This is a genomic window from Streptomyces sp. NBC_00727, assembly GCF_045161745.1.
GTDB lineage: Bacteria > Actinomycetota > Actinomycetes > Streptomycetales > Streptomycetaceae > Streptomyces.
Genome location: NZ_CP108981.1, coordinates 6,790,160 through 6,804,736, shown reverse-complemented (window position 1 = coordinate 6,804,736; position 14,577 = coordinate 6,790,160). Strand labels below are relative to the sequence as shown.

Annotated in this window: 13 protein-coding genes; 7 read left to right on the top strand and 6 right to left on the bottom strand. The window is 73.9% G+C overall.

The features are described 5' to 3' along the window. Positions 1-14: 14 nt before the first annotated feature. Together OG242_RS30620 and OG242_RS30615 are read right to left on the bottom strand one after the other, a co-directional pair. Positions 15-2,087 carry an HYR domain-containing protein gene (locus OG242_RS30620; RefSeq protein WP_405901252.1) on the bottom strand — a complete coding sequence of 691 codons (2,073 nt, stop codon included), beginning with the start codon at positions 2,085-2,087 and terminating at the stop codon, positions 15-17. A gap of 150 nt (positions 2,088-2,237) precedes the next feature. Next, entirely contained in the window at positions 2,238-2,864 is a 627-nt protein-coding gene (locus OG242_RS30615; RefSeq protein WP_405901251.1) for a response regulator transcription factor, read from the bottom strand. 209 nt (positions 2,865-3,073) lie between these two features. Here OG242_RS30615 and OG242_RS30610 point away from each other — a divergent pair, with 209 nt between their 5' ends. Further along, positions 3,074-4,405, top strand: coding sequence for a hypothetical protein (locus OG242_RS30610; RefSeq protein WP_405901250.1), 1,332 nt, complete (start codon positions 3,074-3,076; stop codon positions 4,403-4,405). Positions 4,406-4,433: 28 nt separating this feature from the next. Here OG242_RS30610 and OG242_RS30605 read toward each other — a convergent pair whose 3' ends face one another. Continuing rightward, positions 4,434-5,288: a DUF4157 domain-containing protein gene (locus OG242_RS30605; RefSeq protein ID WP_405901249.1), complete on the bottom strand. Its 855-nt coding sequence runs from the start codon at positions 5,286-5,288 to the stop codon at positions 4,434-4,436. Between the two features lie 240 nt (positions 5,289-5,528). On the opposite strand from OG242_RS30605, the gene OG242_RS30600 reads away from it, so the two are divergent. Both OG242_RS30600 and OG242_RS30595 read left to right on the top strand, forming a co-directional pair. Continuing rightward, entirely contained in the window at positions 5,529-5,939 is a 411-nt protein-coding gene (locus tag OG242_RS30600) for a VOC family protein (RefSeq protein WP_147974155.1), read from the top strand. 82 nt (positions 5,940-6,021) lie between these two features. Next, complete coding sequence (locus tag OG242_RS30595; RefSeq protein ID WP_405901248.1) at positions 6,022-7,101, top strand: NAD-dependent epimerase/dehydratase family protein; 1,080 nt, start codon at positions 6,022-6,024, stop codon at positions 7,099-7,101. Positions 7,102-7,104: 3 nt separating this feature from the next. Here the strand turns inward: OG242_RS30595 and OG242_RS30590 are convergent, their stop codons facing one another. Beyond that, the gene (locus tag OG242_RS30590; protein ID WP_405901247.1) at positions 7,105-8,211 is read right to left on the bottom strand and encodes a sensor histidine kinase; all 1,107 of its coding nucleotides are present in this window, start codon (positions 8,209-8,211) and stop codon (positions 7,105-7,107) included. Beyond that, the gene (locus OG242_RS30585) at positions 8,208-9,005 is read right to left on the bottom strand and encodes a response regulator transcription factor (RefSeq protein WP_405901246.1); all 798 of its coding nucleotides are present in this window, start codon (positions 9,003-9,005) and stop codon (positions 8,208-8,210) included. The genes OG242_RS30590 and OG242_RS30585 overlap by 4 nt, the downstream gene beginning before the upstream one ends. A gap of 124 nt (positions 9,006-9,129) precedes the next feature. On the opposite strand from OG242_RS30585, the gene OG242_RS30580 reads away from it, so the two are divergent. The 3 genes from OG242_RS30580 to OG242_RS30570 are packed head-to-tail and all read left to right on the top strand — an operon-like array spanning position 9,130 to position 11,386. Continuing rightward, positions 9,130-9,834, top strand: coding sequence for a glycosyltransferase family 2 protein (locus OG242_RS30580; RefSeq protein WP_405901245.1), 705 nt, complete (start codon positions 9,130-9,132; stop codon positions 9,832-9,834). 8 nt (positions 9,835-9,842) lie between these two features. Then, on the top strand, positions 9,843-10,499 hold the full coding sequence (locus tag OG242_RS30575; protein ID WP_405901768.1) for a DUF2064 domain-containing protein: 657 nt from the start codon (positions 9,843-9,845) through the stop codon (positions 10,497-10,499). After that, complete coding sequence (locus OG242_RS30570; protein ID WP_405901244.1) at positions 10,496-11,386, top strand: methyltransferase domain-containing protein; 891 nt, start codon at positions 10,496-10,498, stop codon at positions 11,384-11,386. Before OG242_RS30575 ends, OG242_RS30570 begins: the two co-directional genes overlap by 4 nt. Positions 11,387-11,714: 328 nt before the next feature. On the opposite strand, the gene OG242_RS30565 is transcribed toward OG242_RS30570, so the two are convergent. Further along, complete coding sequence (locus tag OG242_RS30565) at positions 11,715-13,016, bottom strand: molybdopterin-dependent oxidoreductase (RefSeq protein WP_405901243.1); 1,302 nt, start codon at positions 13,014-13,016, stop codon at positions 11,715-11,717. Positions 13,017-13,181: 165 nt separating this feature from the next. Between OG242_RS30565 and OG242_RS30560 the strand changes: the two genes are divergently transcribed. Then, entirely contained in the window at positions 13,182-14,576 is a 1,395-nt protein-coding gene (locus OG242_RS30560) for a hypothetical protein (protein ID WP_405901242.1), read from the top strand. Position 14,577 lies beyond the last annotated feature (1 nt).

Below are 14,577 nucleotides of genomic sequence, written 5' to 3'. Positions count from 1 at the left end.
GGTGTCCGCCCCTCTCACGTACGGCCCTTGAAGTCCGGCGGCTGGAGGTTGCGCTGGACCACCAGGACCGGTTTCCGCAGCTCTGGCAGCCCGGTGATGTCCGCGCGCAGGACTCGGGGGCCGAGGGTGTCCTTGCGCAGCACCAGCACCTGGACCTCGAAGGTCCCGTCGCGGCCCACGCGTACGCCGGTGCGGTCCGCCGTGATGCCGGTGTTCCAGGTCAGGCGTACGGTCTCGCCCGGCGGGTAGTCCTTGCCGCGCGCCACGACGGGCTGGCCGGGTTTGGCGACCTGCGGGGTGACGGTGAGGGAGGGCTTGAGGACGCGCAGCCGGTCCGTGTCCTGGTCGTTGACGGGGTGCAGGTCGCCCAGCATGCCGCTCACGGTGGCGCGTACGTCCCCGGTGATCGCCTCGCGGTACGTCCCGGTCTGGGTCACCTCGATCCGGCCGCCGGGCGGAATGGTGCAGGGCGCGGCGGCGGTGCAGCGGTTGAGGGAGGTCAGCATGCGGTCCTTCGCCTTGCCGGGCTTCGGCCAGCTCGTGGCGACGACGACGTCCCTGGCGGTGTCCGGACCCGCGTTGGTCACGGTGAACCGGGCGTGGGCCGGGCGGCCGATGTACGTACGGCCGGGGGTGACGTCGGCCCTGACGGCGACGTCCGTCGCGGGCGGCGGGGGAAGGGGCGGCGGTGGCGGGTCGAGCACCTCGAAGACGGCCGTGTCCGTAGCGGTGTTGCCCGCCCTGTCCGTGGCCGTGCAGGTGACCGTCGTCGAGCCGATGGGAAAGAGGGAACCGGACGCGGGGGTGCAGGTGACGGGGAGGCGGCCGTCCTGGGTGTCCCTGGCGGTCGCCCAGTAGCTGATCCTCGTACCGTTCTCGTCGTCCGCCCTGGCGATGCGGTCGTCCACGGTGACGACGGGCGCGTCGACGTCGTTCACGTCGATGGTGATCTTCTGCTGGAAGTCGGGGTCGGGCGCGGCCGTGGGGGCGAGTCTGTCCGTGCCCGGGATCTGGGGGCCGAGCAGGAACTGGACCGTACAGGTGAGGGTGGCGCCCTGCGGGGCGTCGGCCGCGACGTCGATCGTCTCGGCGAAGTGGGCGGTGTCGCCGCTGGTCACCCGGCGGGTGGGCGGCTCGAGTGCGACGGTGAGGTAGGGGCTGCAGTCGCTGAGCTGGTGGCCGACGGAGGTGGGGAGGTTGTCCATGCCGTCGACGATGGCCTGGGCGACCTCGTCGCCCTGGATGCCTTCGAGGAGCCGGCCCTGGGTGGCTTCGATGATGCGGGTGGCCTGACCCGCGTCGGTCGGCGGCTTCTCGACCTGGTCGGGGTGGTCGGGGTTGTGCGCGTTGCCGGTGCCGTTGAGCCCGTCACCGAGCGCGCTGTCCACGTCGACGCCGACCACCCGGACGCCCTTGTCCTGGAGGGCGAAGATCGTGTCGTCAATGGTGTGACCGGCGCTCGGTGCGTGGCTGGACGCGTCGCTGACCAGCACGATCACCGGGTTGGAGCCCTCACGGAAGACCGTTTCGCCACCGGCTCCGTTGGCGATCTGCCAGAGGCCGTTGATCCAGTCCTCCGACGGGCCCATGCTGTAGGCGCCCCGGTCCGTCTTCAGCTCGTTCACGCCGGCCTGCACCTTGACGAGGTCGTCCGTCAGCCCCTGGAGGACCTCGAATTCGCCTTCTGTGGGGTCGAATTGCTGGTCGCCGAAGGTAGCGACCGCGAAACGCGACTCAGGCCGTTCCGCCAGAACCTTCTCGGTGATGGCCGACAGGTTCGTCTGCACGTCGGTGATGGGCTTTTCCATGCTGCCCGTGCCGTCCACCAGCAGGACGACCTCGGGTCTCGGCGGGATCGGCGGCGTACGCACCGACTTGTCGACATCGGTCGAGCCGCCCGGGTCGAGCGCTTCGTGCACGGTCGCCGGGGTGACCCACGGCTCCGGGGGTACGGGCACGGCGGGCGCGGCACCCGACGCGCCCGACGCGGGCACGAAGGCGGTGGCCAGCAGGAGCAGGGCGAGCGCGGCGGACCGGCGCGCGCCCGGTAGTCCGCGTGGACGTCCCGCCGGCCCATTCCACCGCACAGCTTCTCTCCCCCGCACCCGGACCTCCCACCGAAGAACAGCGCCCACACGGTCCCGTGTGCGTGCTTCGCGCACAGCGGGAAGTCAGCCCTTTCGGCGGGTAGTGCCCGCTGCCCTTTGGGGCAGCCGGCCCGAGTGCGGTCCGGGGCGTCAGATCAGGCCCTGGCGCATGGCGTACGCCACCGCGTGGGACCGGTTGCGCAGTTGCAGACGGGTCATGACCGAGTGCAGGACGTTCTTGATGGTGCGCTCGGAGTAGGCCAGCTTCGTGGCGATGTCGGCGGTGTCGTAGCCCTCGGCGACGAGGCGAAGGACGTCCACTTCTCGGGCGGCGAGCCCGGTGAAGTGCAGTCCACGGGGTGCCAGTACCTGCCCCTGGAGCCGGCCGACCTCGGCCAGGAGCCTGCCGAGCAGGTCGGAGGGCAGGTGGCCCTCTCCCCGCGCGACCGTGTCGATGACGTGCACCAGGTGTTCGGGGGTGGACTCGGCCCGCCTGATCACCCCGACGACCCCGCATTCCGCGGCGCTCACGAGTTTCTGCTCGTCGATGTCCGTGGTGACGAGGACTGCGCGGCAGTCGGTGGTGCGCTGGATGTGACGCAGCGTCGTCAGCACCTCCTCGTCGACGGCGTCGACGACCATGACGACGACGTCGGGCCAGGGCCCCTCCTCGTCCCATTCCACTACGTTCACTTCGGGCCGTGCCCTCAACTGGCTGGCCACTCCTGCTTGTGAGATCGGGTCCTGTGCCCGTAACGCGACCTTGGTGCGCTCCATATCCGTGCTCCCCCTTGGAAACGGCCGGACGCCCCTGGTGCACACGCCTCACAGCCGTGCTCGTCCGCCTCACTGGTGATGAGGCGGACGGAAGATGCCCTTGAATATTGAGCAGGAAACCAGATTGCTTTGCCCGGGCATCCAATGTGCCCGAAAGTGTTCCTTCACGGCCGGTGTACGACGTACGCGGCGACCCTACGGTCCGCCGTATGAGTCTCACGGCAAGCCTCGACGCAACCACCGTCAGCGCCGCACCGGGCGAGGAGACGGCTGTCCCCCTTCACGTCCGCAACTCCGGTACGACGGTCGAGGAGTACCGCTTCGAGGTGGTCGGCGCGTGTGCCGCCTGGGCCGCGGTGGAACCGGCCGTGCTGTCCCTCTACCCGGGGGACTCGGGGACGGTGTCGTTCGTTCTGCGACCGCCGCGCGACGCGACGGTGCCGGCCGGTGAGACGCCGTTCGGGATACGGGTGGTGCCGACCGGCGAGCAGGACGGGACGGTGGTGCCCGAGGGCCGGGTGACCGTGCTGCCGTTCACCGGGACGACGGCCGAGCTGGTCCCGCGCAGCTCGCACGGCGCGCGCGCCGGACGCCATCAGCTGGCCGTCGACAACCGGGGCAACATCCCGGTGACGGTACGCCTGGGGGCTCAGCCCGGGAGCGAGCGGGCCCGGGTCGTGTTCGCCGCACCGGAGCTCCACGTGGCGCCCGGCAAAGCAGAGTTCGCGAAGCTTCGGGTGCGGCCCGTCAAGCGGATGTGGCGCGGCACGCCCGTCACGCACCCCTTCCAGGTGTTCGCCGCGACCCAGGTGGCCGAGGGCCAGGAGCCGGTGGAGCCGGTCCTCGTCGACGGCAGTTACGAGCAGGAGCCCCTGCTCCCCCGCTGGCTGCCCCGGGCCCTGATCACCGCGGCCGTGCTGGTGCTCGCGCTGGTCGGCCTCTGGTACGCCCTGCTGCGCCCGGCCGTGAAGTCGGCGGCGCGGGAAGCGGTCACCCCCGAGGCGGTACGGTCCGCCGCGGCGGCCGACAAGAGCAGGGCGCCGGAACAGAGCGGCTCGGCCGGTTCCGGGGCCGGCGGGGGTGACTCCGCCGGGAGCGGATCGGGCGGGGGCGGCGGGTCGAAGCCCACACCGAGCCCGATCCCTTCGGCGGCGGCCGACGCGGGGGCGGCGACTCCGACCAGCGCGCAGGCCAGGGTGCAGGACTCGCTGGGCGGCGGGACGAACACGGGGACGGCGCTCACCGTGCCGGCCGGGAAGACGTTCCAGCTCACCGACATCGTCGTCCAGAACCCGCAGGGCGACGCCGGAACGCTGGTCGTCTCGGCCGGCAAGGAGACCCGGGTGCTGAGCCTGGGGCTGGAGAACTTCCGGGACTCCGACTACCACTTCGTGACGCCGATCGTGGTCCAGGCGGGCGGCAAGGTCACCATGACCATCGACTGCCGGAAGGTGGGCAAGCCGGTGGGCGCGCAGGCGCCGGCGCGGTGCGCGGAGTCGATGTTCCTGGGCGGCACGATGCGGAACGCCGACGGTAACTGACTGCCCGCCAGTCCCCCTGGGCGGCACGTCAGGCCGGCGGAGCCTCCTCTTCCTCCTCCGGGCTCTTCTCCTCGGCACGCTGTGCGAAGGAGCCCTGGACGTCGGCCGGTTGCTCGTCCTCGTCCTCCGTGGCCGCCCGCTGGACGGCGGGCGCGGGCGAGGGCGCCGCGGCGGTGGGGGCAGCGGTGGCCGCCGCCGGGGCCGGGTCGGAGAGCACCCGGTCCGCGTTGGCGACGGCCTCGCGTTCGAAGCGGTCGGAGGGGTCGCTGACCCGGATGCCGCCGGGCGCCTCGGTGCCTTCGACGGGCCCGCTGCGCTGCTGGATGACATGGGTCAGCTCGTGCGCCAGCGTCGTACGGCCCTGGGGCGAGGACGGGTCGTAGGCGTCGCGCTGGAAGACGACGTTGTTGCCCACGGTGTAGGCGTGCGCGCCGACGCCCTTCGCCGACTCGTGGGCGGCGGAGTCGTTGTGGATGCGTACGTCGGAGAAGTCGGCGCCCATCCGGCTCTCCAGGTCCGTCCGGGTCTCGGTGTCCAGGGGGGTGCCGCCACCGGAGGAGACGACGTCGTGCACGGGCGAGCGCGTCTCCGCCTCCTCGGCCTGCTCCGGGGCCGCCGCCCGGGCGCGCTGGATCACGGGGCCGAGCGCGGCGTTGCCGACCGTGCGCTGGAGGACGCCCATGCCGGAGGGGCCCACCACGTCGGTCCGGCCGGTGGCGGCGGCCCGGAAGAGATGGTGGGCGTCGGAGGTTGCGGGCGCCTCGGCCGTCGCGTCGTGCAGACGGCCGGCCGGCAGCCGCTCGTGGTCGTCCCCGGTCTCCAGGGGCGGCGTGTGCTGCTCGTGCTCGTGCTGGTGGTCGTGGTCCTGTGCGTTCACCGTCATCTCCCCTGACCGCACCGGGGGCCGGCCCGCGCCGCGCGGTCGCGGCGGACCGCCCGCTCCTACCGGCCTTCCACCCTGGGGGACGCGCCGCTGCCCCGTCCAGCCCGGCCCTGTCCGGTGCGGGGCACGGCGGGGTGCCTCTTCGGGCAGCGGGGCGGTCCGGAAGGCCGCCGCCCGGCGGTGGCGAACCGGTCAGGATTCGAGAAGCGGGGCGGTGGCGCCCTGCCTAGCATGATCTTCATGGACATCACCATTCACACCAGCTTCCTCCCGCACGACGACCCGGAGGAGTCCCTCGCGTTCTACCGCGACACGCTCGGTTTCGAGGTCCGCAACGACGTCGGCCAGGGCAAGATGCGCTGGATCACCGTCGGCCCGAAGGACCAGCCCAGCACGTCGATCCTGCTGGCCCCGCCGGCCGCGGACCCGGGGATCACCGACGACGAGCGCCGCACCATCACGGAAATGATGGCCAAGGGCACGTACGGCTGGATCCTGCTCGCCACCCGCGATCTGGACGCCACCTTCGAGAAGGTGCAGGCCGGTGACGCGGAGGTGGTCCAGGAGCCGACCGAGCAGCCGTACGGCATCCGCGACTGCGCGTTCCGCGACCCGGCGGGCAACCTGGTCCGTATCCAGGAACTGCGCTAGCGCGAGGCCGAAGGCTTACGGTCCCGTGACGTGCCGCGGCCAAAGCGCGTGACGGGGCCGCGCGCGTCCTAGCGTGGCGTTCATGCGCGTACTTGTCACCGGCGGAGCCGGGTTCATCGGGTCGGAGATCGTCAGCAGTCTCACCTCCGCCGGGCACGAGGCGGTGGTGCTGGACGCACTGCTGCCGTCGGCGCACGGCCACACCGTGCGCCGTCCGGCTGGTGACGCCGACGGGCGGATGCTCATCGGGGACGTACGCGACCGCGCGGCCGTGGACCGCGCGCTGCACGGGGTGGACGCGGTGTGCCACCAGGCGGCGATGGTCGGCCTGGGCAAGGACTTCGCGGACGCCCCGGAGTACGTGGGGTGCAACGACCTGGGCACGGCCGTCCTGCTCGCCGCGATGGCCGGGGCGGGGGTGCGGAGCCTGGTGCTCGCCGGGTCGATGGTCGTGTACGGGGAGGGCCGGTACTCCTGTCCGCGTCACGGCACCGTTCGTCCGGGCCCCCGCGACCGGGCCGACCTGACGGCGGGCCGCTTCGAGCCGCGCTGCCCGGACTGCGGGGCGGCGCTGGTGCCCGGGCTCGTCGCGGAGGACGCGCCGGCCGACCCGCGCAATGTGTACGCGGCGACCAAGCTGGCGCAGGAGCACCTCGCCGCGTCCTGGGCGCGGGCGACGGGCGGGAGCGCGGTCTCGCTGCGCTACCACAACGTGTACGGCCCCGGCATGCCCCGCGACACGCCGTACGCGGGTGTCGCGTCGTTCTTCCGGTCCGCCCTGGCCCGGGGCGAGGCACCGCGCGTGTTCGAGGACGGCGGCCAGCGGCGCGACTTCATCCATGTACGGGACGTGGCCGCCGCGAACACGGTGGCGTTGGAGGCCGTGGGCTCCCGCGCTCCGGGCGGCTTCACGGCGTACAACACCGGCAGCGGCGAGCCGCACACGATCGGCGAGATGGCCGGGGTGCTGGCGGCGGCCCACGGCGGTCCGGCTCCGGTGGTGACCGGCGAGTTCCGGCTCGGGGACGTACGCCATGTCACGGCGGACTCGCGGCGGCTGCGGGCGGAACTGGGCTGGCGGCCGCAGGTGGGGTTCGCCGAGGGCGTGGCCGATTTCGCGACGGCCCCGCTGCGGGAGGCCGGTGCGGCACTGCCGGCCTGAGGGTCATCCCAGCGGCAGCGTCACCTCGAAGCAGCAGCCGCCGGTGACGTTGCGGACCTCGGCCCGGCCGGCGTGCGCCTCGACGATCCCCCGCACGATGGCGAGTCCCAGACCCGCGCCGGCCGGGGGCGTACGGGCGTGGCTGCCGCGCCACCCGGTGTCGAAGACCCTCGGCAGGTCCTCCTCCGGGATGCCGCCGCAGCCGTCGGTCACCGAGAGGACCACCCCGTCCGGCGCGCGGTGGGCCGCGAGGGCGACCGTGCCGTCGGCGGGCGTCCGGCGGATCGCGTTGATCAGGAGGTTGCCGAGGACCCGGCTCATCTCCTTGCCGTCCACCTCGACGGGCACCTCTTCGATCCGCCCGCCGACCAGCCGCACCCCGTGCTCGCGGGCGAGCGGGTCCGCACCGGCCAGGGCGTCGCCCACGAGGTCGTAGACGGAGACCCGGGTGGGGGCCAGGGCGAGCGAGCCGGCGTGGATGCGGGAGAGTTCGAAGAGGTCGCCGACCATGTCGTTCATCCGCTCCACCTCGGTGCGGATCTGGCGCAGATAGCGCGGCGAGTCGGCGGCCACGCCGTCCTCCAGCGCCTCCGACATGGCGCGGAGTCCGGCGAGGGGGGTGCGCAGGTCGTGCGAGATCCAGGCGACGAGTTCGCGCCGCGAGGTCTCCAGGGCGCGTTCCCGCTCGCGCGAATTGTCCAGTTTGGCGCTGGTGGCGGCGAGTTCACGGGTGAGGGCGGCGAGTTCGGCGGTGGCCGGGGCCTCGGGCGCCGCGAAGGTGCCGCCGTCGCCGAAGGAACGGGCGGCCAGGGTCAGTTCGCGGCTCCGGGCGGCGACCCAGCGGCCGAGCAGCATCGCGGTGACGAGCGAGACGACGGCGGCCATGGCGACGACGGTCGTCACCACGGTCAGGTCGTGCGGTGACAGGAACATCGCCCAGGCGACGGCCAGGGTCCCGGCGAGCATCGCGGTGACGGCCACGGCGGCCACGATGCTCAGCGACAGGACGAGCGAGCGGTGCCGGGTGAGCCGCAGCGCGAACGCCCCGAGCAGCCCGGCGGCGGCGGCGCCGAGGAAGGCGAACAGGGCCATCAGGAGCAGGTCGGTCATGCCGGGGCTCCGGCGACCGGGGCGGGGGTGTCGCCGGCGGCCAGGTCGAGGCGGTAGCCGACGCCCCAGACCGTACGGATCAGCTCCGGGTGGGCCGGGTCGGCCTCGACCTTCCCGCGGAGCCGGCGTACATGCACGGTGACGGTCGACAGATCACCGAAGTCCCAGCCCCAGACCTCGCGCATCAGCTCCTCCCGGCCGAAGACGCGGCCCGGGTGGCGCAGCAGGAAGGCGAGCAGGTCGAACTCACGGAGGGTCAGGCCCAGCTGCCGTCCCCGGCAGGTCGCGCTCCGGGCGGCGGGGTCGAGGACCAGTCCCGCCCCTTCCAGCAGCGCGGGGTGCCCGCCCGGGGCGGCGGCCGCCCTGGCGCGCCGCAGCACGGAGTCGACGCGCAGGACGAGTTCGCGCGGGCTGAACGGCTTGGTCACGTAGTCGTCCGCGCCCGTTTCGAGGCCGAGGATGCGGTCGTCCTCGTCGCCGCGCGCGGTGAGCATGATGACCGGGACCGGCCCGTACGCGCGCATGCGGCGGCAGACCTCGAAGCCGTCCATGCCGGGCAGCATCAGGTCCAGGACGGCCAGGTCCGGCCGGCGGGCCGCGTACAGCGCGAGCGCGGCCGGTCCGTCCGCGGCCCGGGCGACGTCGTAGCCGGCGCCGGTCAGGTAGCCCGCGACGACCTCCGCGACGGTCGCGTCGTCGTCGACGACGAGGACATGGCCGCGGGCCTGGGCGGCGGCGGGGGGCGGTCCGGCCGCACCCCCAGCGGGAAGCGGTGTGTCGGGGGTCGTCTGCATGGGACCACCCTGGCACCCGGGGCGGCGCGGCCGGAAACGCGGGCGGGCCGGTGGCGGGCGACGTCCATGTTTCGTAAGAACCCAAAGCCCGAAATGCCGGTTTTCGCTCCGTAGGGTGGGCCGGGTGATCCTTCCTTCCGATGACTCAGGGCCCCGCGCCGACATCGTTCTCCCCTGTCTCGACGAGGCAGCGGCCCTGCCCGGGGTGCTGGCCCGGGTGCCCCGGGGCTGGCGGGCGATCGTGGTGGACAACGGCTCGACCGACGGCTCGGCCGATGTGGCCCGTGCGCTGGGCGCGACCGTGGTGCACGAGCCCCGGCGCGGCTTCGGCTCGGCCTGCCATGCCGGGCTGCTCGCCAGTGAGGCGGAGTTCGTCTGCTTCTGCGACTGCGACGGCTCGCTGGACCCCGCCCTCCTCGCCGGCTTCGTCCGCCGGGTGGGCGACGGCGAGTGCGATCTGCTGCTCGGGCGGCGGCGCCCCCAGGAGCGCGGCGCCTGGCCGCTGCACGCACGGGCGGGCAACGCCGCGCTGTCCCGGATGCTGCACCGCCGCACCGGGATCAGGCTGCGCGACCTCGGTCCTCTGCGCGCCGGGCGCCGTGCCGATCTGCTGGCGCTCGGGCTCACGGACCGGCGCAGCGGCTATCCGTTGCAGATGGTGGTGCGGGCGGCCGACGCGGGGCTGAGGGTGGCCGAGACGGACGTCCCGTACCTCGCTCGTACGGGGAAGTCGAAGGTCACCGGGACGTGGCTGGGCACCTGGCACGCGGTCCGCGACATGCGGGCCGTGCTGGGTGAGCCGCCGGTCCCGATGGGGGTGGCGCAGTGAGCCGGGCCGTGGCCGGCGCCGCCCCGGCCGGTGCGACGACCGTGCTGGTCATCGCCAAGGAGCCGCTGCCCGGGCGGGTCAAGACCCGGCTCACCCCGCCCTTCTCCCCCGCCGAGGCCGCCCGGCTCGCCGAGGCGGCGCTCGCCGACACCCTGCACACCGTCCTGACTGTGCCGGCCGCGCGGCGCGTCGTCGTCCTGGCCGGGGCGCCCGGACCGTGGCTGCCGCCGGGCATCGAGGTCGTGGAACAGGGCGCGGGAGGGCTCGACGAGCGGCTCGCCGCGGCGTTCGGTGCCTGCACCGGGCCCACGCTGCTGATCGGCATGGACACCCCGCAGGTCACGGCGGCCGGTCTGGCCCCGGCGCTGAGCCCCGGTGGCTGGGACGGGTGCGATGCCTGGTTCGGCCCCGCCGAGGACGGCGGTTTCTGGGCGCTGGGCCTGGCGGAGCCCGATCCTGCGCTGTTGCGCGGGGTGCCGATGTCCGTGCCCGAGACGGGGGCGGTGCAGCGGCGCCGGCTGGTCGACGCCGGGCTGACCGTGCGGGACCTGCCCCCACTGCGGGACGTGGACACGGCGGCCGACGCGGCGGAGGTCGCCGCGCTCGCCCCGGACGGCCGGTTCGCCGCCGAGTGGTCCCGGCTGACCCGGGCGGCCGTCCGATGAGCCGCACGCGCCCGGACCGGGGCGTGCTGGATGCGGTGGGCGCCGGCTCGAAGAGGGCCCCGGAGGTACTGGACGCGTCGGGCACCGCATCGGCCCGGGACCCGGAGGTGCTGGACATCGCGCGCCCGGACAGCGACGCGTGGGGCACCGACCCGTACGCCAACGCCCTGCGCAACGGGCACGGGCCGCTCTTCCTGCGCCGCACGGACGGCTGGCTGCTGCCGCTGGACGTCGAGCGCTGGTGCGCCGGTGCGGATGCGGCGGACCTGTCGGCGCTGCGCCGCTGCGAGGGCCCGGTCCTGGACGTCGGCTGCGGGCCCGGCCGGCTGGTCGCCGCGCTGGCGGCGCGGGGCCACCGCGCCCTGGGCATCGACGTCAGCGCGGCGGCGGTCGCCCGGACCGTCCGGCTCGGCGGCTACGCCCTGCGCCGGTCGGTGTTCGACCCGCTGCCCGGCGAGGGGCGCTGGGGCACCGTGCTGCTGGCGGACGGCAACCTCGGCATCGGCGGGGACCCGGACCGGCTGCTGAGCCGTACGGCGGACCTGCTCGCGGCGGGCGGGCTGCTCATCGCGGAGACCGTGCCGCACGCCGTCGACGAGCGGGTCCGGGTGCGGCTGGACGACGGCAGCGCCCCGGCCGGGCCGGCATCGGCGGGCGTCTTCCCCTGGGCGAGGCTCGGTTCCCCGGCCCTGCTGGAATACGCCCGCCCGCACGGGCTGCGCGCCGTCGATCAGTGGGAGGCGGACGGCCGCACCTTCGTCTCCCTGCGGCGCGCCCGGACCGCCCGGACGACGAACCAGAACGCCGAGAGCAGGAAGAGCGCGGCGGTGATCAGCAGCCAGTTCCCCAGGAACACGTCCGGGGACAGCCCGCTGGCCGGCTCGTAGCGCTCGGCCTGACGGGTGATCAGCGGAAACCAGATGAGCAGCAGCAGCGCTGACAGGAAGGCCGGCACCCGTACGTAGTTGACGGATGCCGGCCGCCGCCGTCCGAGGCAGCGGCGCAGCAGCAGGTCCGCCGACGCGTACACGGGCACCAGCACCAGGTCGTGCACGAGGGCCGCGCCCACGAACCACACGACCACCCCGAGCCAGTCGCCTGCCAGCAGGCGCACGCCCGCGTACCCGGCGAGCGCGAACGAGGCGGCCAGCAGTACGAGGTGCAGGGAACCCGCCCCGTAGTGGCGGCGCAGGAGGGCACGGGGGCCGGTGGCGTTCACAGCTCTCCGAAGGTCAGCCGGGACACCCACTTGGTGTTGAGCACGCCCGGCGCGGCGGGGACGATGACTCGGGACGGATATCCGTGATCGGGTGACAGGTCCTCGCCATTGACCTGCAGTGCGAGCAGCGAACGCGGGTCGCGCACCTGGTTGTCCCGCAGCGCCGCCCGGCGGAAGGGGCCGCTGCGCTGGAGGGACTCCACCAGCACCCCGGGCGGGCGGTCCGGGTATCCGGCGAGGGCCGCCAGCTCACTCAGCCGTACGCCGCGCCACCACTGGTCCGAGGTGGACCAGCCCTCCACGCACGCGATGGGCAGGGCCGCGCTGTGCTGCTCCATGGCCAGCAGCTGGGCCCGGCTGAACCGCAGGTCGCCGGCCGGGCCGCTGACGGTGAGCCACCAGCCGTCGCCGGTCTCCGCGGTGGTGATCCCGACGGCGGCCGCGGTCTTGTTGATCTGGAAGCCGTTGGGCCCCGGCCCCGGTTCGGCGGCGCCGTGCGGGGTGAGCACCGCGAGGCGGCGCAGCGGCCCGTCGAAGCTCCGGCCTGCCGAGGTGACGAGCAGGACGAGTGACCCGGCGCCCACCATGGCCAGGGCGCCGCGCCGGGACAGGGTCGGCGGGGCGGGGGCGGGCGACTCCAGCACGTCGTCAGGGACCGGCCCGTCGAGCCCGCCCGACCGCAGCACCCGTACGGCTTGCGGCGCGCGCAGCCCGGCGTGGGCGAGGAACGCGGCGAAGAACACCCACGCCCCATAGAAGTGCAGCGGGTAGAAGGAGCCGGGGAACAGGTACTCCAGCTGGATGTTGAGCAGCCCGGTGACGAACTCGAAGAGCGCCCCGCCCACCAACAGGAGCAGCGAGATCCGTTCCAGGGCGTGGGCGGGCGAGCGGGCCGGCGGCAGGGCGAAGAGCCGGGGCACCACGGACCACAGCTTGGCCAGCAGGACGGGGACGAGCACGATGCCCACGGTGACGTGGAGCCCCTGCGTCAGCCGGTACAGCCAGTGCGGCGAGGTGGGCCAGGGGAACAGGTAGAACCCGAGCAGTCCCTTGTCCGGTGTCTTGTCGTTGACCGGGTTCAGGTCCGGGTTGTACGCGGCGTACGACAGCAGGCCCGTCACGAAGAGCAGCGTGATCCCGGCGAGCAGGACGAGCCCGAGCACGGCGGTGAACGGCACGCCGCGCACGGGGCTGCGCCAGAAGCCGGGTGATGACGGCAGCCGTTCGAGGAGCGCGGTGGCGCGGAGCCGGGAGGAGGATGCGGAGGGTGTCGGAGCGTTCCGACGGCTGTCGCCCATGACTCCGACGCTATGCCCGGACCCGGCCCGGCCGGCGGGTGCGACTCCTGACGAAACGGTGACGTCACTCCGGCGAACGTACGGCGGCGGCCGTGAATCTGACGGTTGTGTGACGCGCCCGGCCGGTCGCCGCCGTCCCGGCGTCCGGGTGCGTACGGTGCCTGGGTGAAGACCGAGGACCGCACCGCGCCCCGCACCGCGCCGGCCGGCGTCGAAAGCTCCGGGCACCGCTGGGATCTGGTGGCCGCGGGCGCGGGCGTCGTGCTCGTGGCCGTCGCCGCGCTGGGCGGCCGGGCCATCGACGACTACGCGCGCAGGCTGTACGTCCATTGGCCGCCGCTCCTGGCGTCCTGGTATCCGCACATCGGTCCGGGCACGGTGGCCGCTCCCCTCGTGGCCGTCGCCGTCATCGTGTACGGGCCTCTCCTGGCCCGGCGGCTGCGCTGGCGGGCCCTGCTCCTGACCACGTACGCGGCCGCACTCGCCTGGATCTTCTCGCTCGCGCTGATCGACGGCTGGGGCCGCGGCATCGCCGAGCGCCTGACCACGAAACACGAGTACCTGCGGGTCATCGACCGCTTCGCCGATATCGGCGCCGCGCTGCGCACGTTCGACGAGCACATTCTGCTCGGCGCGCCGGACAACTGGCCGGCCCATGTCGCCGGTCACCCGCCGGGCGCCACGCTCACCTTCGTGCTGCTGGACCGGGCCGGGCTCGGCGGCGGCGCCTGGGCCGGCGTCTGGTGCGTCCTGACCGGCGCGTCCGGCCTGCTGGCCGTTCTGGTCACGGTCCGGACCCTGGCCGGTGAGGACACCGCCCGGCGCGCGGCGCCGTTCCTCGTCCTGGCACCGGTCGCCGTCTGGGCCGGGGCGTCGGCGGACGGCTACTTCGCGGCGGTGGCCGCGTGGTCCGTCGCCCTGCTGACCCTGGCGGCGACACGTACGGTACGCAGCCCGGCCTCCGCGGCGCTCGGGGCGGGGCTCCTGTACGGGCTGGTCTGCTATCTGAGTTACGGGCTGGCGCTGATCGCGCTCCTGCTCCTGGCCGTCCTCGTGCTCGCCCGCACCGCACGCCCGCTGCCGCTCGCACTGCTCGGCGCCCTGGTGGTCCCGGCCGTCTTCACAGCGGCGGGCTTCAACTGGTGGGAGGCGTACCACGTGCTCGTCGAGCGCTACCACCAGGGCGCGGGCGGCTTCCGCCCCTACTGGTACTGGGTGTGGGCGAACCTCGCCTGCACCGTGATCGCCGTGGGCCCGGCGACGGTCGCCGGGCTGCGCAGGATCTTCGCGGGCGCGCCGGGTGCCGTACGCAGCCTGCGCGGCGGGGAAGCGAGCGCACCGGACCGGCTCGTCCCGCTGGTCCTGGTGGCGCTGCTCCTGCTGCTGGCGGCCGACCTGTCGGGGATGAGCAAGGCGGAGACCGAGCGCATCTGGCAGCCGTTCATGCTCTGGCTGCTGCCCGCGGCGGCGCTCCTGCCCGGCCGGGGTCGCAGGGGCTGGCTGGCCGCCCAGGCTGTGGTGGCGCTCGCCGTCAACCATTTGCTCTGGACGGGCTGGTGAC

Bases quoted from the DNA above. Each gene is read 5' to 3' on its own strand.
- OG242_RS30585 (WP_405901246.1), bottom strand. From the start codon at position 9,005: ATGCAGACGACCCCCGACACACCGCTTCCCGCTGGGGGTGCGGCCGGA.
- OG242_RS30590 (WP_405901247.1), bottom strand. From the start codon at position 8,211: ATGACCGACCTGCTCCTGATGGCCCTGTTCGCCTTCCTCGGCGCCGCC.
- OG242_RS30600 (WP_147974155.1), top strand. From the start codon at position 5,529: ATGGACATCACCATTCACACCAGCTTCCTCCCGCACGACGACCCGGAG.
- OG242_RS30605 (WP_405901249.1), bottom strand. From the start codon at position 5,288: ATGACGGTGAACGCACAGGACCACGACCACCAGCACGAGCACGAGCAG.
- OG242_RS30615 (WP_405901251.1), bottom strand. From the start codon at position 2,864: ATGGAGCGCACCAAGGTCGCGTTACGGGCACAGGACCCGATCTCACAA.
- OG242_RS30565 (WP_405901243.1), bottom strand. From the start codon at position 13,016: ATGGGCGACAGCCGTCGGAACGCTCCGACACCCTCCGCATCCTCCTCC.
- OG242_RS30570 (WP_405901244.1), top strand. From the start codon at position 10,496: ATGAGCCGCACGCGCCCGGACCGGGGCGTGCTGGATGCGGTGGGCGCC.
- OG242_RS30595 (WP_405901248.1), top strand. From the start codon at position 6,022: ATGCGCGTACTTGTCACCGGCGGAGCCGGGTTCATCGGGTCGGAGATC.
- OG242_RS30610 (WP_405901250.1), top strand. From the start codon at position 3,074: ATGAGTCTCACGGCAAGCCTCGACGCAACCACCGTCAGCGCCGCACCG.